This is a genomic window from Vreelandella sp. H-I2, from assembly GCF_052959335.1.
Genome location: NZ_JBRAMC010000002.1, coordinates 636,834 through 655,327 on the forward strand (window position 1 = coordinate 636,834; position 18,494 = coordinate 655,327).

Genomic DNA, 18,494 nt, shown 5'->3' on the forward strand with positions numbered 1-18,494 from the left:
TACTAACCAAATGGATAGGTAGAAACAGCAGGAGTTAACTATAGGTTCACTTTCTAGAAGGTAAGACCAGAGAGTGAGGAGTACACCACTCAGCTAATCACTACAGACACTACATGAGGGGAGTTATCCAACTACTACACATAGTTATTTTCCCAAGGTAGCGGGTTATACCGCGCCACCTTGGATGTGTAATATTAGTAATATCCGTAGAGATGCTGTAACGGGCCGAGGTATGGAATACCAGAGAGGTGGAAAACGATATGTCCGATGACTTGGATCAAGCGACTCTTTTCGGCCTTATTGACCACATGAAAAGCTGCCTTTCACAGCCAGAACGAGGTGTCTCAGACACGCTGGATTGGCTTCGTGACCTCAGCTGTTGCGATGGCATCATTCTGTGCCAAGCAAAACATCCATCCGCTTCCTCAGTCAGGCATCTTGTTAGCCATGACTATCCTCCGAAATGGATACAAACTTACTTGGCACAAGATTTTGGTAAGGTCGACCCAGTGATACGTTATGCATCTTTAGTCTCAGATATTTACTCTTGGAAAGACGCTTATACACACTTTGGAAGTTACTGCCCGCCTGCGTTTTTTGAAAAAGCCGCTGATTATGGGTTGCACGCTGGGGTCGCGTGCAGTTTTGCGCAAGAGCACTCCGATATAGTCACAATCTGTTCTATTTGCGTCGATAACAACGTGCTACCCCCAGCAGCCCAATGGGCACTTAGTAATGTCATGCCAGCGTTGCATACAGCAACTGGATGTATAAAGCAGCATACGTCTATACAGCCACTGACCGTGCGTGAATTGGAAGTGCTAAAGTGGGCAAGTGAAGGTAAAACGGTATGGGAAACAGGAATGATCCTCAGCCTTTCTGAGGGCACTGTGAAGTTTCACCTGAGCAACATCTACCGGAAATTAGATGTAACCAATCGAGCGCAGGCTATAGCTGCTGCTGCACACCAGGGGCTGATTTGAATTAAGATGCGGATTCGTAGACCTCATCTCAAAATACTCCCTGTCTTTTGGGGCTCGGTTGGTCTTGATCCGGGGCTCACTAGCTCTCCAGAGCTTCAACATCGAACGGCTCAATAGATTTGAACACTCCCGTCTTGGTCATTTTTCTCCGCAGTTCGAAACGCTCTAGGGTTGCCGGTGGCTCGATGTTGGCGAGGGCCTTGAAATTGATTTCTCGCCATTGAGGCTTGGTAACCAGGACACTATACAGATAGCTTTCAGTGGGCTGACCAGTCCCGGTGTCGAGTGCCGGTACGTAGGCCGATACAAGCGCTAGCTGAACGGTTGGAAGACGGTGATATATTTCACCGAGTACGCGCATCGCCACGCCATGAGCGTAGTCGCGATACAGAATGCGCCGCCGAGTGGCGGCAATTTTTTTGACAGAAACTTTCGGTTGTTTAGCGGCTAGGGTGTATTCCACGTCTGGGAAATCATTCTCTTCGGGTAGCTCGATGTCGATAGCGATGGTGCTAGCATCATCTCCGAGATCAAAACTCACGCTCGTCTCTCTGGGCCACGGAATTTCCCCCAGATGTTCCTCAAGAACATTGGCCATGGCATCAAGATTCGTCAGCACTAACTCGGTTTCCTGCTCACGCCGTTGCCGCTCCTGCTCGTTAAAGGCCCGTGCTGCCTCCTCCCATTCGCTAAAGGCGTGTGCGTATTGTTCCGCCCACCGCTCGTTTTGTTCTGCTAGCCGACGTTTAGCCGGGGGCCAGATACGGCTCCAGAGTGTTGGCTGAATAAGGGGCTTGCGTTGGGGTTCGGGTTCGGGAAATGCTCGGCTCTGAAATACAGGCTTGTCTTGTGGGAATAGCGTATCGCAATGCACTGTCGCCAGCGCCGAGAGGTCGGCGTTCAGCCGATCGCATGCTTGTTGGAGCATATCGCGCATGCCTTCTCCAGCGTACTTACGAAGTACACGGAGCTCTGTCTCGTCATATGGCTGGCCACCATCGCCAGTGATCACTAGCTCGCCGTCTTCTTGTACTCGAACACGCACCACCGCCGAGCCACCAGCCTTGAGCTGCTGTTCAAGTGCTTTGCCGGGAGAGGGAGCTCCCGCTTGGGCGCTCCTGCTTCCACGCTTATTGAGCTTTTCACGGTAGGCTAGGCCGGTACCCGGCAGTCCCACGTTGCCATATACACCGCGACTGCTAACGTTTATTTTGGCGCCACGAGGACCTATAGAGGCCCCGACACCACTTTTGCTGAGGTTCAGGCTAATGCCTGGGGCAATACGGATACGCCGATTAAATCGAAGTGCCATTCTCCGCTCCCTGTGTTATTACCAGTTATTATCGTCTTCGCCCTTGTTCCTAAGCTTCGATATGGTATCGCTTAAGCCTGCCTTCGGGATGCCGATGTTATGTCTCGTCGCCCAAGGCAGTGAGTGTAGGCACGTTCCCCAAGGCGATAGCCAACATCAAGCTCTACCTACTTGGAACCCGATGCAGCGTCGACTGCCTTTAGGTCGTATTTCGCGGTAACCGTTGATAGCTAGGATGGGACAAGTTAGCTTAGGGTGCTAGGATTAATCTCATATTTTTATAACTACAATCCTCATACGTAAGGGATGGCTCTATGCCAACGGCTTCCACTCGCCCTCCATCACCATCCGACAAGTTCGAGTTAGCATTGGCGGCTCCGTACTTACAGACACCACAAGCGACATCAATCTACGTGAGCTCGACTATACGCCGCGCCAATATTGTATCCGCGACGAGCTACGGATGAACCTGCAGATGGCCTCCAACAGCAAGACCCACTCCCCCCTTGAAGGGCGATGCCATGTACTTTTCATTTTGCGACCGGGTTGATGTGGTGGGGAAATGATGCCGTGCGACCCAACGCAGGCCTTGAATTTCACGCAGGCCAATATCGCATAGCCATTGGACTAAACGCTCTCACTCCCACACCTCGATTTGGTAAATGCAATGGCCGATGCTACAGATAATTACTTAGACGTCTATCAAAGCTGGCAGCACCACCTCTTTAATTTCGATTTGGCTGTCAGAGAAACTGCAACACTCGGTTTGCGTAAGCCTCAGTTAGCGGCTCTATATGCTTCTCTTGGGCATCTGGTGATGTCCCCAGCCACTACCGCAACTATCGTAATGCCCACTGGCACAGGCAAGACGGATACCATGCTGGGGTTGCTAATCGCAGGCCGGATACCAAGGGCTCTTTTTCTTGTACCATCTGATGCATTGCGAACCCAACTTGTAGAAAAAGCTAGGGAGCTAGAAAAGCTGCGCGAGATCGGCGCAGTGTCCAACACGGCACTTAATCCAATCGTGAAGGCACTTGACTCAAAAATGACAGAAGAAGAAGTGCTGGAGCTTGTCAAGGCGAATGTTATTGTTGCTACTCCCCAGGCGTTGCAGCGCTTCGATAACAAAGCTCTCCAAGCCCTATCTGACATCTGCAGCCATTTAATTATTGATGAAGCACATCACGTTGCAGCTATGTCGTGGGAACGAGTAAAAGCTGCCTTCAAAGCTAAGCCCTGCCTGCAGTTCACCGCTACGCCTTTCAGAGAAGACAGGCAACCTCTCGAAGGCAAAATTATCTACAACTATCCCCTTAAAGACGCACAGATCGACGGTTACTTTAAGCCGATAGAGTTTCATCCAGTCCGCGAATACAACCTAGAGCTGGCTGACGATGTGATTTCAGACAAGGCCGTGGAGCTATTACGAAGCGATCGAGACCTAGGACTTAATCATCTGCTAATGGTGCGTGCGAGATCAATGAAACGCGCCGAAGCTCTGTTTGAAATCTATAAAAAACACAAAGACCTTTCTCCCGTGCTCATTCACAGTAAAGTGCCGAATCGAGTTAAGCTCCTGGGCGAGATCGTCCAAAAGAAATATAAGATCATTGTATGCGTCGACATGCTTGGTGAAGGTTTTGACCTGCCAGAGCTGAAGATAGCGGCTATTCATGACCAGCATAGAAGCCCAGCCGTCACGCTCCAGTTCATTGGTCGTTTGACCCGGGTGGACGACACACTTGGCGATGCCAAATTCGTTGCAAACATTGCGAATCAGAAAACCGATTACCAAATGGCTGCGCTCTACAAGGAGAGTGCCGACTGGAGTTCTGTGATCAGAGATGTAAGCCACGATAAGATTAACCGTGAAATTGAGAAGGAAACTTTTACTGAGCAGTTCCCTGATGATGCTGACGCAGAGAATATTTTCGGATTAAACCCAAATCCAAAGATCAGTGCGGTCGCCTTCCACGTAGAGCGCGATCACTGGAGGCCAGAGCAAGCTGAACACTTCTCCAATAAGAAAGAAGGAATAAAGTTTTTCTCAATCAACGAGGAGGCTGACACCATCATTATGGTGACTCGACGAGAGACTGCCGTTGGTTGGGCTCAAACATCTGAGATCGTTGATACGAGCTGGGTTCTATATTTGGCTTACTACCATGAAGTCGACAGCACCTTATTTGTCCACACCTCGGGGGACGAGACACAAGCATCGCGTTTTTTGAAACTGATTACGAAGGATGCTAGAAGAATCAATGGCGAACCTACCTTTCGAACCCTGCATAATATCAAGCTCATGAAGCTTCAGAATGTAGGTCTCTCAAGGACGCGCAAGGATCTTAGATTCACTATGCACGTTGGACGTGACATCAATACCGTCATCAGTGAAATCGAGAATGGCACGGCAAAGAAATCTAATATATTCGCGACTGGGTTTGAGCTTGGAGAGCGAACCACCGTCGGTTGCTCTCATAAAGGTAAAATATGGGAGATGAATTCCTCTACCATCCTCTACTGGATAGAGTGGTGCAAGCGGACCTCAAAAAAACTCAACGATGCAACGATAAATCCTTCCGACGTACTCAAGGATGTTATGCGAGCGGAAAAGATCGTTGGTAGGTGGCCAAAAGGGCTGTTTTATGCAGATTGGCCAGAGTCCATTGCCATTGAAAATGAGAAAAAGATCTCGTTGTATTTTAATGGTGAAATCTTCAACCTTCTCGATGTTCAGCTTGGGAAACCCCAGCGTATCGACGATCTAACGCTGAGCATTCCTATCCTTGCTACATCAACAGACGGCATTGAGTGCAAGTTCCCCGAAATCTCAATACGGTTACTTGACGATAGTTACAGAGTCTCTTGTGCAGGCGCAAAAATAATCTTTGGTGAAGAAAGCTTACTAGAGCTGTATCTAGATGCTAATCCCTTGGTATTGCTAGCAGTGGATGGTTCGATCGTCGAAGGCAACTATAGGTACTTTACGCCTAACAGTCTGGATATCAAGCTTCCGGTTGCGCTAATAGAGCCTTGGGATTGGGGAACTACCAAAATTCATAACGAGTCCATGCGGGCAACTCGCAATCTGGATACTGTGCAAGGCTTTACCTTCAACAAAATTAAGGACAAATACACACTTGTTTTCGATGATGATGGCAAAGGAGAAATTGCAGATCTCGTAGCAATAAGAGAAACCAAAGATACTATCTACGTTGACCTTTATCACTGTAAGTTCTGTCAAATGAAGAATGGAATAGTCCAGCCCGGTGCACGCGTTGAAGACGTATATGAGGTCTGCGGCCAAGCATCAAGGTCTGTTAAATGGCTGTACACTCAGGAAAAATTCTTTGACAGACTAATGGATAGATATCAGAAGTCTTTACCAAAAGGCTTCATAAGAATACTCAAGGGTAGTCCTAAACAGTTGGAGTTAATGCGTAACAAGTGTCATGACCACGAAATGGTCTTTAGATTTGTGATTGTTCAGCCTGCAATCTCTGCGGCAAAAATTTCCGCGGCACAACTCGCTGTACTTGGCACAAGCTACTCGTATATTAAAAGTGTATCTGGGTCGGACATTAAAGTAGTTACAAGTCCATAACGAGAACATGAAATAGCCACAGACGCGGCTTCACGCCTCTTTTCCCTTAATTTGGTATAACATTCAGCAAGTGAGGGAAAAGAAGCAGCTAAACGGTTCATGTTTGGTGACGTTGTGTGATTTAGGAAAAACTCGACCTATGAATTCTATACAAAACTATCAGCCGGGTTACATCGGTGATGGCTATTTAGGCCGAAAACCAACACCCCCAATGGTAATGTCGATTTTGATTACAACCTCTCCATCCCACTAACCCGCATAACCTCCCTAGCCACCGCATCATTCAATATCCCCCGTTTGGCTTCGATCAGCGTGAGCCAATCGCGGGCGCGGGTGATGCCCGTATAGACCAGCTCGCGGGTGAGAATGGGGTTGGGCGTTTGCGGTAGCAGCAGGGCGGTGTGCTGAAACTCGGAGCCTTGTGATTTATGTACCGTCATCGCGAATACGGTTTCCACCGCGTGCAGGCGGGAAGGCAGCACCCAATGGATAGGGTTTTCTGCGTCGCTGGTCGGAAAGGCGACTCTTAATAGCGATCCTCCTGGCTTATTTGAAGGGCTTCGTGGATCAGGCACCGCCATTGTGATGCCGATATCACCGTTCATCAGTTTTAGGCCGTAGTCATTTTGGGTGACCAGTACCGGGCGGCCTTCGAACCAGCCTTTCTCTAGCGTGTGGTCGTTGCCAAACAGCAGCTTTTCGCGGCGCAATGTTTTGGCGATGCGCAGGTTTAAGCCTTCTACTCCCCATGGGCCTTTGCGCACTGCGCACAGCAGCTGGAAGCGGCTGTAGGCCTTGAGTACTTGCTTCGCCCAGGCATCGTAAACTTCACCGTTCTCTTCAAACGCTAGTGCCGTATCGGGCCGTTCACTCGCTAGGGTATTCAGGTAGTGCTGGTAGCCGGTGGGCGGTGCAATCGGCTCGCCCTTGAAATTGGTGCGCCCTTCGCCTTCGTTGGAAAAACGTTCCGGACTGCCGATGATCACCAGGCGCTCCAGGGCGCTGTCTTCGTTTTGCGCGTCTGGCTTCAACACCAAGTGGTGCAGGTCGGCGTAGCCGTTATTCAGTACGCCATGCACGGCTTGGTGTTTATCCCGTTCACGCAGTGCCTCACTTAGCGGTTGGTTAATCGCCTGGGCAAGCTGACCAATGCCGCTGGTTTCAGTAAAACGGTGGCTTACACGCAGCATGGTAATGGCTTGATCCAGCGCCTGGCCGTCCGGATCGATTAATGCCTCCGGCAGCGGGTGGTCGGTGAGTTCGGCCAGCCACTGCGCCGTGGCGGGTGTGTAGTGGGCGGCGTCGGCGCGCCGGCACAGGTCGCCCAGCACGGCGCCTGCTTCCACGGATGCCAGTTGGTCTTTATCCCCCAGCAGCACCAGCTTGGCGCTGGCGGGGAGGGCGCTGAGTAGCGCCGTCATCATTTCGATATCCACCATTGAGGCTTCATCCACCACCAGCACATCCAGCGCCAGCGGGTTGGCGGCGTTGTGGCGGAAGTGGCGGGTGTCGGCGCGGGCGCCAAGTAGCCTGTGTATCGTGGTCACTTCTGTCGGAATGTCTATTGCGTTCGATGAGGAGGCCGCTGAGTGCTCATCTAATAGCGATTCCAACCCGCTAAGCGGCAGGTCTTTCACCTGCCCGGCGATGGATTCATTCAGCCGTGCGGCAGCTTTGCCGGTGGGGGCGGCCAGGCGGATGCGCAGCGGGTGAGCGTTGGGCTGTGCCAGTTGCAGGGTTTGCAGCACGGCTAGCAGGCGCACCACGGTGGTGGTTTTACCGGTACCGGGGCCACCGGTGATGATGGCGAACGGGCTGCGAGCGGCAAGGGCGCAGGCGGTTTTTTGCCAATCCAGGGTGCTGGTGGGGGGGAATAGCGTATCTAGTGCATCTTTGAGTATTTGGGGGTGACTATCGTCACCTTTCGAGAGCTGAAGCTCCCTCCCACCCGTTTTATCAAGTTCTGTGGTGGCTAATCGGGTGGCGATTTCCTGATGTAGGGTTTGTTCGAACTGCCAGTAGCGGCGCAGGTAGAGTTTGCTGGTGTTGCCACTATGGCTTACCACCAGCGGCGTATTGCCGGGGCCGTCGCTGATTAGCATGGGGTGGTTGAGCGCGGCCTGCCACTCTTGCAGCGTTAGCGTGGCCAGCACGTGGCTGGGCAGCGGCGGCGGGTCGTTCAGATCGTCGCCTTCCGGCGGTAGCGAAAGCGCAAAATCCGGGGCGGCCAACGTGGCGGCTAGGTCCAGGCACACATGGCCACGGCCAAGCTGATGGCTAGCGAGCGCCGCCGCTAGCAATAGCAGCGGTGGGGTGTTGTGGGTTTCCTGCTCAAAAAAACGCACCAGGGCCAAATCTAAATCCCGCAGCCAGCCACGGGCGACCCAGCGCTCGCACAGCCGAAATAGTTCAGCGGTATCACTTAGCGCGGGGTGGGGCTGGGCGGCTACCTGTGGTGCTGTGGGTGCCGCTGCATCTTCAGATCGAGCAGCAGGAGGCGCGTCATCGGCAAACAGATCAAGGTTCATGGGCTCGTTCATAGAGGCTGTGTCTCTTTTGCTCATAGCTGTTTGCTCATGCTGGTTGCTCAAACCAGTGACTCCTGGCCTGTTACTGAGTTTGTTGCTGCGCCTGATTCTATGCTTGCCGTTGTGCCTGCAAAGAGCGCGTCCAGTGCTTCAATTAGCGCGACCGGCGCGGGCACGGCGTGTACCCCGCGGGCGGTGGTGCGGCTGCCGCGTAGAAACACGGTCATCGAGCCGCCCAGGTGTTGGTGTGGGTCGTAGTCGGGCATGCGCGCTTTCAGCAGCCGGTGGAGGGCAAGCATATACAGCGCTGCTTGCAGGTCGTAGCGTTTTTCGAGCATGGCATCGCGCAGGGCATTGGCGGTGTAGGCGCTGTCGTCGCTGCCCAGGTAGTTGGATTTCCAGTCGAGCACATAGAAGCGGCCTTCATGCTCAAAGGCGAGGTCGATAAAGCCCTTGAGCATGCCGTTGAGGGTGTCGGCATCCAACACGGGGCGCGCTACCCCTGGCAGTAAGTGATCACTAACCAGCTCATCCAGCTTGCGCGTTTCTACGTGGTGTGCGGCAAACCAGAACTCCAACTCCACCTGGTAGCTTTCGAGCTCACATAGCGCCACCTGGCTGCCCTCGCTGGGATTTGACGGGGCCAGTGACAGAGAGTGAGGCAGGGGAAGAGGTGTCGAGAGCAGCTCTTCAAACCAGCCTGCCAGCGTCTCGTACCATGCCTGCCAGCCACGCAGTTGTACGCGCCGCCGCAGCATGTCTTCCCGAGCGGCAGGGTCCTTTAGCGCGTTATCAAAGCCTAGCTGGCCCGCCCATTCTAAAAGGCCGTGTAAAAACGTGCCTGGCCCTGGGCCGCGGGGAAAGCGGTGCAGGTGGAACGCCTCGGTGTTAATGGCGTTGTCGTGGGGCTCATCCAGAACTTCCAGGGTGGTGGCTTCCTGGGGGGTGGTGGGTTCGGGCATGGGCGATGGGACGGGCGTGGTAACAGCGCCTGAGAGAGCCCCCGAGGTACGCAGCGCTGAATAGCTGGCGATCCACCACTGTTCCCGGGCGGGGCGCAGCGGGGTGCGGGCCAGTCCTAGCGCTTGCTGTTCCGGTGCGGGGGTAAAGCGCAGCGCGGTGGGCTCTGGGGCGGTGTTTAGTGCGATGTCGCTGCCTGCCACCAGTTCACCTAGCGCTTGGGTAAACCCGCTGGGGGCGATGGCTTTGCCGCCGTTGATGAGGTGGCCGATGGCGCTGTTCTCGCTGCCTTTTAGAGCTGCCAGCCCCAGCCAGGTGGCGTGGCGGGCGCGGGTGAGCGCCACATAGAGCTTGCGCAGGTCTTCGCCCAGGCGTTCGCGGTCAGCGGTGGCAAGTGTCTCTTCATCGGCGTTCAGGCTAATTTGCAGCGTGCCTTCGCCATCGTGCCAGCGCAGCGGCAGGTCGGTGTCGCTGACCGGGCGGTGGTTGGCGATAAACGGCAGGAACACCAGCGGGTACTCAAGCCCTTTGGATTTGTGAATGGTCACTACCTTGACCAGGTCGGCGTCGCTCTCCAGGCGCAGCTTGTGGCTGTCGCCGTGGCTGTCCGGGTCGGCAATGGCTTCGGCCAGAAAGCGAATCAGCGCGTGTTCGCCATCCAGTTCCTGGCTGGCGTGCTGCAGCATTTCACCCAGGTGGAGCAGGTCGGTTAGCAAACGCTCACCCTCGGCGAACTCGCCCAGCAGCCGTGCGGCGATATCAAAATCGACCATCAATCGGCGCACCAGCGGCAGCACGCCTTGGCGTTGCCACAGGCGGTGGTAGTCGCTGAACTGCTCGACCCGCGCTTCCCAGGCCAGCTCACTCTGGTTGAGGTAATCGAGTGCTTCAAGGCTTAGCCCAATCACCGGCGTTGCCAGGGCGGCGCGCAGCTTGGCTTCCGCCTGGCGGGAGTTGGCCTGGGGCTCGGCGCAGGCGCGTAGCCAAATGGCCAACTGCGGGGCAATGGGGGAGCTAAATACCTTGTCGTGATCGGAAAGGTAGACGCTCTTGATGCCTCGGCTGGCCAGCGCCAGTCGAATCGCCCGAGCTTCCTGCAGGCCGTTGACCAGCACCGCCATGTCCGAGGGAGCCAGCGGAGTGAGTGATTGCTCTTCGCCTCTCACACTGCTATCGACCGCCACACTGTTATCGCCCACTTGTACAAAGCCTGCCTGCTGTAGGCGGCCTGCTTCCAGCAGCGCGGCCATGTGCGAGGCGCAGCATTCGGCCATTTCAGTATGGTAGACGGTTTTGGAAAGCGGCTCTTCGCACTCCATTGGCCATAGGGTCATCGCCGGGATAGATTTGCCGTTGAGTACCAGCGCCTCCTTGGTGCCTTTGGCCTCCACTGGGTTAAACGGCAGGGGGTTGTTGCCGCTTTCTGCACGGAACAGGAAAGCCCCGGCGCTATGTTGGTCGGCGTAGTGAAAGCAGTGATTAACTGCCGCCACCATGGCGCTGCTGGAACGGAAATTGGTGCCCAACGTGACATGGCGGCCATCGGTGTCGTGCCGGGCCCGCAGGTAGGTGAAAATATCCGCACCGCGAAACGCGTAAATCGCCTGTTTGGGGTCGCCAATCAGTAGGATAGCGCTGTCACGGCGGGGCTGAGCGACGTCATACACGGCATTAAAAATGCGGTACTGGACCGGGTCGGTATCCTGAAACTCGTCGATCAGCGCGACGGGAAACTGACGCTGGATCTGCGCGGCCAGGGCCTCTTTATTGGGACCTTGCAGGGCGCGGTCTAGCTGCGTAAGCAGGTCGTTGGGGCCCATCTCGGCGCGGCGCTCCTGCTCGCGCTCCATGCGGGCGCGGCACCACTGCACAGCGTGAATCAGTAGGTCGTTGCGTGGCTCGGGCAGGGCAGCCAGTGCAGCTGGTAGTTGCGCTAGCGCTGCCCATACGTGCGGGCAGGGCGGCGCGCCTTCTTTCCATATCTCGGCCATGCCGTCAGGCGTCATGCGTTTCCAGGCGGCGTCGGTGAGCGCGGGGCGGTCGGCCTCCGTTTCACACCACTCGCGTAGTGCGCCTAGCCAGTTGGCGCGGCTTTTGGCGTTGAAGCTCTGGCCCTTGAAGGCTTTGCGCGTGGCGGCCTCTTCCAGGGCGGGCACCAGTTCGTCCAGCCAGGCGGCCCAGGGCGCTTTGAGTTCGCTGAGCTTTGCGGCGCGTTCTGCCTGGGTGGCGGCCAGGGTCTCGCTGGGCTCGGGCTTTTTGTCGCCCAGCGCTTCGCTTTCGGGCAGTAGCCGCTGCACCAGGGCGTGCAGGTCGTCCGGTGATTTCCAGTAGCTAATGACAGTGCCGAGGGCGTCGCTGTCCAGCGGGTAGTAGAAGCTGCGCCAGTAGTCGCGCACCACTTCCTGTTCCAGTTCGCGCTGGTCGTTCTCCAGGTTCAGCGAGAACAGGCTGCCGCTGTCGAAAGCGTGTTCGCGCAGCATGCGGTAGCACCAGCTGTGGATGGTTGAAACGGCGGCTTCGTCCATCCATTCGGCGGCCAGCGCCAGGCGCCGCGAACAGGCGGGCCAGGTGGCGGGGTCGTATTGGTCGCGGAGTTCTAGCAGTAGTTGATCGCTTTCTTGGCCATCAGCGCGAAACACTTCGGCGGCCTCTACCAGCCGGTTGCGGATACGTTCGCGTAGCTCTTGGGTGGCGGCGTTGGTAAAGGTAACCACCAGGATTTCCGGCGGCGTGAGCGGGCGTACAAATGCCGTGTCATCGTCAGTGCGGTGGCCGCCGAGCACCAACCGCACGTAAAGCAGTGCAATAGTGAAGGTTTTACCGGTGCCCGCGCTGGCCTCTATCAGCCGGCTGCCGTGAAGCGGCAGGCTTAGTGGGTCAAGAGATGTGATAGAAGGCATGGCATTTCCCGAGCAGTATTCACTGGTCAGCACTGTATAGCGCTGGAGGGCGAGGCTAGTCTAGGTGTTATTTGAACACGAGAAGGTAGCTGGGTAGAAGCCAGGTTATTCTAGAAACGGCGATTATAGCTGGTTTTTGCTTGAAATATTGACGTAATCAATTGCGCTTTAATGGAGTTATAAAGTTATTGTGGCTGGCGTGCCTATATTGGTTTTATTTATTTTATTTATCGCTATAAAGGCAACGTAATGGGGCGCTTCCTTAAGCTGTTTATTATTTCCTGGGCAGCTTTAGTTAATATACGCCCCCGCCGAACACAAAGAATGGTAGTGGCGAAGGGGATCTCTTTTTCGGCTATATCTACAATTGCCATTTTCTTGTGCTGCTTTTCATGGCTGACAGCATAGTCTGGCAGAATGGTTATATTGCCTGTCTGTAAGACATGCACTTTGATTAATTCGATATGATTTAACTCGAAACCAATCCTGATGTTTAAGCCTTTTCGAGATAAGGATAAGTCTAAGGCACGGCGGGTATGAAAGGTTGAGTCGAGCATGGTGAGTTCATAGGGCACGAGTTCTTCAAGGTGAAGCGATTTCCGGTGAGCTAGAGGGTGTTGGTGAGACATGGCCGCTTTGAAAGGAGTGGTAAATTTTTCAACGATGCCAATATCCGGATAAAAGTCGTCATGCATTGTGATCCCGAAATCGACCTGGTCATTTTCAAGCGCTTGGTAGACAGCTTCAGCGCCCGAAATAAAGCCCTTAAACTTGACGAGGGGGTAGATGCTTTGAAAATCCGCGATGGCGGGGAAGAGCCACGCTCTGACGACGCCCTCAATAGTGGCATATCTCACCGTCCCTGCCGTTAAGCCATGAAGGTCATCTATTTTTGCTCTAGCTAGCTCCATTTCACGCATGGTGCGCTGCATATGGAGCGCCAGAACTTTACCCTCTTCCGTGAGCAACATCCCATCTGCGCAGCGATCAAACAGCGTGGTTTGAAAGCTATGCTCTAGGTTTTGAATTTGACGACTAATCGCGGATGCGCTCACGTGGAGAGTGAGTGACGCTTGTCGTATCGAACCCGTTTCCGCAACGGCCAGGAAGTACTTAAACATTGAAATTTGCATATGGCGCCCTTTTTTTTATTTAAAAACAGCAATATAGGTTGGCGTTTACATTTCGGCAACGCGTCGTGCTAACAATAGCGTTTTTCTCACACCCTGACGCTCCCTATCCTCTACCTTACTGCAAAGCAGTACTTAGGTATCTCTTGTTAGCGACAATCGTGAGCTCAGTAAGTTATGAGAGAATTTTTGTGAAAACGTATTTGAAAGCGTTTTAAAGACATAGCTTAACGATAGTCGAGACGCTCGCTCAACACGGTTTGCTATAAAACTTAGTAAATAAAGCTAAAAAGAGATGTTGGCTTTGGCTCTATACTTAAAGGTGACTCCAATGTTGACAGGACAGAAACGAAAACTATTTTGGTTGGTGCTTATATTGGCACTTATTGGAAGCTGGCTTCCCTACTTTAATATCCTCAATGAATTGGTTTGGATAGGTCCACTATCTCTTCCTCTGGCTTGGGTATTGACCTGCAATATAGTGCTGACACTTTGTGCCATCGCTCTGTATCCACTCTATTTCAAGCCACTCTCTGAACGTATTGATGCATTTGAACGTAAGGAGGGCGGGCATGAATAGCACCGCTGTCACTATCATCATACTGATCGCGTTTATCGCAATCTTTGTCGCGATATCGCTGCGTGCTCGGCAGCATAATGCGTCCACCATTGACGATTACGTGGTGGGTGGGCGCTCCATGAATACAGCGCTGCTGCTGATGTCTATGGGGGCGACTTACTTTTCTACCTGGACGTTGTTGGGTTCATTCGGTGTCTATTATCGAGAAGGGATCTGGTTTGCGGGCTTTACTACCTGGGCGATCATTCAGGGCAGTGTGTTTATTTGGCTGTTTGGCACGCGCATTTGGTATATAGGGAAACGCTTCAACTTCATTACGCCTGGGCAAATGGTAGAGCACTACTACTCGAGCCCCACGCTTCGTTTGCTGTTTTCCATTGTCGGTATTATCGCGTTGGTGCCGGTAATGCTGATTCAGGTAACAGGCAGTGCACGTGCACTGGAAAGCCTAACCGGTGGCACTGTTCCCTATGCCGTTGGGGTCATTGTGACGTCGGTAGTGGTGGGCTTTATCGTGCTCTGGGCGGGCTTCAGGGGCACCGCATGGGCAGATGCCTTTATGGGCACCTTCTTCGCTACGGTACTGGTGTTCACGGCGGTGTTTATTATTGGTCAAGCGGGCGGTTGGTCGTTTCTGCAGAACGTGGCCGAGGTCGAGCCGCAACTGCTGACCAATAAAGGCAATCCGGTAGCCATGCTGGAGTTATGGGTTGGGCTGAGTTTTGGCGCCTGGGCGTTGCCCCACATGTGGCAAAAGTTCTACTCGGCGCATTCAGCGAAAGTGCTGGGCAAGGTGGCGATGTTCACCCCTTTCTGGAACTCCTGGATGATGGCCTGCATTCCGCTAGTGATAGGCCTTTCGGCCAACATTCCCGGCTTGGTGCCTGGGGCGGCCGATAATAGCGATGCCATTCTGCCGCTGATCTTTGCTGAATATGCTCCTATTCTCGGCTCCTTTGTGGTCGCCGGTATCCTTGCCGCTGCCATCTCTACCATCAATAGTCAGTTGCTCTCTTCGGCAAGCCTTGTGGCCGAGGATGTATGGCGTCGGTTCTTTGATAAAGAGATGAGCGAAAAGCGTCTACGACTGGTCAACAAAGTGGTTATTGGGCTGATCACCAGCATTGTACTGGTGCTTGCCCTTAGCCCTTCCGGGGCCGGCTACCTGGTGCCCGTTGCTTCCTTGGGCTTCAGCCTTGGCTTGCAGCTGGTACCCACCGCACTGGGGATGCTCTATTTCCGTTGGATTACTCCCGCTGGTGCATTAACCGGGATGGTAGTGGGCGTCATCACACTGTTCGTAAGTGCTGCTACCGATTTTACGCTGTTCTTTGGTCCAGGCATCAGCGCGATCATCGTCAATGGCCTGTTGGTTGCCCTTGTCAGCCGTTTTACCCAGGCTGCGCCAGTGAGCGGCGACAATGACTACCATGCGTTGTTCGCACAGCTCTATGGCAAGCAATCTACACAGAAGGTAACTGCTCATGCAATCAGCTAAAAAAGTCGCCGTTGTTCAGGCAGGTTCTCATCCCTTTGATCCTATGTTGACCGCTGAAAAAGGGGCAAGGTTGATAGGTGAAGCCGCTGACGAAGGGGCAACGGTCGTCGTATTCCCCGAGGCATTTTTAGGGGGCTACCCCAAAGGTGCCAGCTTTGGTAGCCCGGTCGGTAAACGAACCGAGGAGGGGCGTGATGAGTTTCTTCGCTACTATCGCAGCGCCATTGATCTTGATGGGTCGGAGCTGACTCTGATTGCCGATGCAGCACAGAGTCATAATGTATTTGTCGTCATGGGAGTGATTGAGCGTACGGCCTATACCCTCTATTGCACCGTGCTTTATATAGATCCCGAGCAGGGCTTGGTGGGCAAGCATCGCAAACTGATGCCTACCGGCGGCGAGCGTGTTATCTGGGGGTTTGGCGATGGCTCTACGCTGCCGGTTTTCAAGACCGGTGTAGGTACGGTGGGCGCAGTGATTTGCTGGGAGAATTATATGCCCATGATGCGCTCGGCCATGTATAGCAAGGGGGTTGATGTTTACTGCGCACCTACCGCCGATGACCGAGATACATGGCTGGCCAGCATGCGGCACATTGCCCTTGAAGGGCGCTGCTATGTAATGAGTGCTTGCCAGTATCTGACACGGGGCGATTTCCCCGATGATTATGATTGCCTGCTAGCGCCTGCGAGTGAACCGGAAGCGGTGCTGATGCGAGGTGCGAGTATGATCGTAAGTCCTATGGGAGAAGTGCTCGCGGGTCCTCTGTTTAACGAAGAGGGCATCCTCTATGCAGAGGTTTCCCAGGACGTGATCGTACGAAGCAAGCTCGATTTCGATCCGGTCGGCCACTATGCCCGCCCGGATGTCTTCAGCCTGCATGTGGACACGGAAGCGAAGTCGCCAGTCAGAAGTGACTGAGCACGTTTAAGCTTAGTGTGAAATCAACTCATCAGATGGCTGTTCCATGCTCCGCTGGATCAGCCATCGTTGGGATGGAGTATTGCCATGACATTTCATATTGACTATCCCCGAGTGGTGCCCGAGCGGCGGCCTCCAGGCCATGAACCGGCCGCTCCTCGCTATACCTTGCGCTGGACACGGCCGGTCAATCGACTCTGCTGTGTCTATTTAGGTATTCAAGGGCGTGAGCTAGCCTGGGATGACCAAGCGTCGTTTTTCAGCCGTATCAGGGACTCCTTTGTAATCGACTCCGCGCCGGAAGCCCACGAAACGCTGCGCTTTACCGATGAGGCGGGCTACACCAATGCGGTGCTAGTCGCTTATTGGACTGATCCTTCGGTCTATATGGAGTGGCTACGGAATGCTGCGTTTATCCAGTGGCTCGCACAGCCACAGCGCACCAATGATGCGTTCGGATATTGGCGGGAGACCATTCACGTCCATTATGACCGCCATGAAACGATCTATTCCGAAGGTAACTATCGGATAGGGTTTGGACGCTGCCCAGACACCCAGGTGGTGCTTATGACCACCAACGGCTACTTTGGCGCTGCCCGCGACCGTTTTCCGGTCTCTGCGGTGGATCCCTTGGTGAGCACCTTTAACATTAAGATGCCTGAAGCAGGTAGCAAAGCCACGTTTGGACGGCGTTTATTTGCCCAGGTGCCCCATAACCTGACATCGATCCGTTCCGGCCAGTATTGGGGAGAGGCGAAGCAGGAGCAGTTTGACGATTATGAAGAGTCTCTAAGGCCCAAGTTAATGGAGGGCATGCAGTACTTGCTCGACAATAAGGAGGAGACGGGCACGCTTTGCTTGAGGGTGATGTCAAACCTGGATGATGACGGTGACGAACGCTACGAAACTTCGGTACATGCTTACTTTGCCTCATTGGAAGAGATGGAAGGCTGGGCCAGTTCACATCCTACCCATAAAGCCATTTATGACCACGCCATCGCGAAGAACAGGGAATATGGCAAAAAGCGTGAAGTGGTCACTTGGCATGAAGTCTTCCTGTTAACCGAAGGCGTGCCATTTGAGTATATTAATTGCCACCCTGACACCGGTGTATTGCCGTTTTGCACTCTTTATGAGCGTAGTTCATAAGCTTGATTGAGCACTGAAACGCATCATGCAGCTTGGCATTTTGATATCGCTTATGAAGGCGGAAGTGTCCGTATCACTAGAATTTTATAAGAAAATACTGTCAAACTCAGCGGAAAAGTCAGGGCTGGCGGGGTAGATGCTGAGTTGCTCAGCGCTCCAGGCCACAAGACGTTGAGACGTCACTAAGAGTATATCGGCGAGCTCGTTCAGCAGATTGAAATGTTCCGCTATCTGGGCGTAGTCGGTCGAGTAGTCATGTGCCGCGATATTGCGGATGGCGCGGCAACGTTGCCAGTCACTTGTCGCGTTAATTACGCCTTGCTTTTCAAATAGTGCAAGTACCTTGAGAAAGCTGTCGGTGGATTCACCTGCAAGCAAGGCACTGTGCCGCATAGTCGAGGCGATGGAGTCTTGCAGCTTGGCAAACCGCTCATTGATGGCGGCAAGTGTTTCGAAATAATCCACATCTTTTTTGTGTTCGGCTAGCCACTCCCCCTTAATCGGCCAAGAGATTTTGTTGCGTGACTGTTGCAGAAACCAAGCGCAGCGCTGGATCGCTTCGAGCAGCTGCGCAAGATAGTGTTGTTGGTCGCTGAGTATATCCTGACTCATGCTGCTTCCTCGCTTTCGATCGGACGTGACTGTGCCAAAGCGATTGATTGGAAAGGCGTGGGTTCTGCTGTCGAGACATAAGTCACGATATCCACAGGCAGTTGGAGACGTTCCTCAAGGGCCATTTTGAGTTCGGCACAAGCAAGCAGTGGTATCACTGTCTGGGAGATCAACAGGAGATTAACATCGCCGCCTCGCTTGGTGTCATCCAACCGCGAGCCAAACACATGGACTTGCACAGAAGGCTCAATGAACTCGCGTACGCTCGAAAGAATCATGTCGCGCTGTGATTGAGTAAGACGCATCAAGACAG

At 53.7% G+C, this 18,494-nt stretch carries 13 protein-coding genes; 7 read left to right on the forward strand and 6 right to left on the reverse strand.

Annotated features, from left to right (window positions below):
* Positions 1 to 260 precede the first annotated feature (260 nt).
* Complete coding sequence (locus ACUVOF_RS07570; protein ID WP_447043740.1) at positions 261 to 983, forward strand: LuxR C-terminal-related transcriptional regulator; 723 nt, start codon at positions 261 to 263, stop codon at positions 981 to 983.
* A gap of 79 nt (positions 984 to 1,062) precedes the next feature.
* Here ACUVOF_RS07570 and ACUVOF_RS07575 read toward each other — a convergent pair whose 3' ends face one another.
* Positions 1,063 to 2,295 carry a DUF4236 domain-containing protein gene (locus tag ACUVOF_RS07575; RefSeq protein ID WP_447043741.1) on the reverse strand — a complete coding sequence of 411 codons (1,233 nt, stop codon included), beginning with the start codon at positions 2,293 to 2,295 and terminating at the stop codon, positions 1,063 to 1,065.
* A gap of 367 nt (positions 2,296 to 2,662) precedes the next feature.
* Between ACUVOF_RS07575 and ACUVOF_RS07580 the strand changes: the two genes are divergently transcribed.
* Positions 2,663 to 2,845, forward strand: a complete 183-nt coding sequence (locus ACUVOF_RS07580) for a DUF427 domain-containing protein (RefSeq protein ID WP_447043802.1) — start codon at positions 2,663 to 2,665, stop codon at positions 2,843 to 2,845.
* 117 nt (positions 2,846 to 2,962) lie between these two features.
* Entirely contained in the window at positions 2,963 to 5,902 is a 2,940-nt protein-coding gene (locus tag ACUVOF_RS07585; RefSeq protein ID WP_447043742.1) for a DEAD/DEAH box helicase, read from the forward strand.
* A 230-nt stretch (positions 5,903 to 6,132) separates the two neighbouring features.
* On the opposite strand, the gene recD is transcribed toward ACUVOF_RS07585, so the two are convergent.
* The 3 genes from recD to ACUVOF_RS07600 form a co-directional block, all read right to left on the reverse strand.
* On the reverse strand, positions 6,133 to 8,430 hold the full coding sequence (gene recD, locus ACUVOF_RS07590; RefSeq protein WP_447043803.1) for an exodeoxyribonuclease V subunit alpha: 2,298 nt from the start codon (positions 8,428 to 8,430) through the stop codon (positions 6,133 to 6,135).
* Between the two features lie 59 nt (positions 8,431 to 8,489).
* On the reverse strand, positions 8,490 to 12,290 hold the full coding sequence (gene recB / locus ACUVOF_RS07595; protein WP_447043743.1) for an exodeoxyribonuclease V subunit beta: 3,801 nt from the start codon (positions 12,288 to 12,290) through the stop codon (positions 8,490 to 8,492).
* A 233-nt stretch (positions 12,291 to 12,523) separates the two neighbouring features.
* Positions 12,524 to 13,423 carry a LysR family transcriptional regulator gene (locus tag ACUVOF_RS07600; RefSeq protein ID WP_447043744.1) on the reverse strand — a complete coding sequence of 300 codons (900 nt, stop codon included), beginning with the start codon at positions 13,421 to 13,423 and terminating at the stop codon, positions 12,524 to 12,526.
* A gap of 328 nt (positions 13,424 to 13,751) precedes the next feature.
* On the opposite strand from ACUVOF_RS07600, the gene ACUVOF_RS07605 reads away from it, so the two are divergent.
* The 4 genes from ACUVOF_RS07605 to ACUVOF_RS07620 all read left to right on the forward strand — a co-directional run bounded on the left by ACUVOF_RS07605 (position 13,752) and on the right by ACUVOF_RS07620 (position 17,569).
* Positions 13,752 to 14,000, forward strand: a complete 249-nt coding sequence (locus ACUVOF_RS07605; protein WP_447043745.1) for a hypothetical protein — start codon at positions 13,752 to 13,754, stop codon at positions 13,998 to 14,000.
* Positions 13,993 to 15,498 carry a sodium:solute symporter family protein gene (locus ACUVOF_RS07610; protein WP_447043746.1) on the forward strand — a complete coding sequence of 502 codons (1,506 nt, stop codon included), beginning with the start codon at positions 13,993 to 13,995 and terminating at the stop codon, positions 15,496 to 15,498. Before ACUVOF_RS07605 ends, ACUVOF_RS07610 begins: the two co-directional genes overlap by 8 nt.
* Entirely contained in the window at positions 15,485 to 16,420 is a 936-nt protein-coding gene (locus ACUVOF_RS07615; RefSeq protein WP_447043747.1) for a carbon-nitrogen hydrolase family protein, read from the forward strand. The genes ACUVOF_RS07610 and ACUVOF_RS07615 overlap by 14 nt, the downstream gene beginning before the upstream one ends.
* 87 nt (positions 16,421 to 16,507) lie before the next feature.
* Positions 16,508 to 17,569, forward strand: a complete 1,062-nt coding sequence (locus tag ACUVOF_RS07620) for a phenylacetaldoxime dehydratase family protein (protein ID WP_447043748.1) — start codon at positions 16,508 to 16,510, stop codon at positions 17,567 to 17,569.
* An 84-nt stretch (positions 17,570 to 17,653) separates the two neighbouring features.
* On the opposite strand, the gene ACUVOF_RS07625 is transcribed toward ACUVOF_RS07620, so the two are convergent.
* Together ACUVOF_RS07625 and ACUVOF_RS07630 are read right to left on the reverse strand one after the other, a co-directional pair.
* Positions 17,654 to 18,181, reverse strand: a complete 528-nt coding sequence (locus ACUVOF_RS07625; RefSeq protein ID WP_447043749.1) for a hypothetical protein — start codon at positions 18,179 to 18,181, stop codon at positions 17,654 to 17,656.
* Positions 18,178 to 18,486: a nucleotidyltransferase domain-containing protein gene (locus ACUVOF_RS07630; RefSeq protein ID WP_447043750.1), complete on the reverse strand. Its 309-nt coding sequence runs from the start codon at positions 18,484 to 18,486 to the stop codon at positions 18,178 to 18,180. The genes ACUVOF_RS07625 and ACUVOF_RS07630 overlap by 4 nt, the downstream gene beginning before the upstream one ends.
* Positions 18,487 to 18,494 lie beyond the last annotated feature (8 nt).

Bases quoted from the DNA above. Each gene is read 5' to 3' on its own strand.
- ACUVOF_RS07570 (WP_447043740.1), top strand. From the start codon at position 261: ATGTCCGATGACTTGGATCAAGCGACTCTTTTCGGCCTTATTGACCAC.
- ACUVOF_RS07610 (WP_447043746.1), top strand. From the start codon at position 13,993: ATGAATAGCACCGCTGTCACTATCATCATACTGATCGCGTTTATCGCA.
- ACUVOF_RS07575 (WP_447043741.1), bottom strand. From the start codon at position 2,295: ATGGCACTTCGATTTAATCGGCGTATCCGTATTGCCCCAGGCATTAGC.
- ACUVOF_RS07625 (WP_447043749.1), bottom strand. From the start codon at position 18,181: ATGAGTCAGGATATACTCAGCGACCAACAACACTATCTTGCGCAGCTG.
- ACUVOF_RS07620 (WP_447043748.1), top strand. From the start codon at position 16,508: ATGACATTTCATATTGACTATCCCCGAGTGGTGCCCGAGCGGCGGCCT.
- ACUVOF_RS07585 (WP_447043742.1), top strand. From the start codon at position 2,963: ATGGCCGATGCTACAGATAATTACTTAGACGTCTATCAAAGCTGGCAG.
- recB (WP_447043743.1), bottom strand. From the start codon at position 12,290: ATGCCTTCTATCACATCTCTTGACCCACTAAGCCTGCCGCTTCACGGC.
- recD (WP_447043803.1), bottom strand. From the start codon at position 8,430: ATGAACCTTGATCTGTTTGCCGATGACGCGCCTCCTGCTGCTCGATCT.
- ACUVOF_RS07630 (WP_447043750.1), bottom strand. From the start codon at position 18,486: ATGCGTCTTACTCAATCACAGCGCGACATGATTCTTTCGAGCGTACGC.
- ACUVOF_RS07600 (WP_447043744.1), bottom strand. From the start codon at position 13,423: ATGCAAATTTCAATGTTTAAGTACTTCCTGGCCGTTGCGGAAACGGGT.
- ACUVOF_RS07615 (WP_447043747.1), top strand. From the start codon at position 15,485: ATGCAATCAGCTAAAAAAGTCGCCGTTGTTCAGGCAGGTTCTCATCCC.
- ACUVOF_RS07605 (WP_447043745.1), top strand. From the start codon at position 13,752: ATGTTGACAGGACAGAAACGAAAACTATTTTGGTTGGTGCTTATATTG.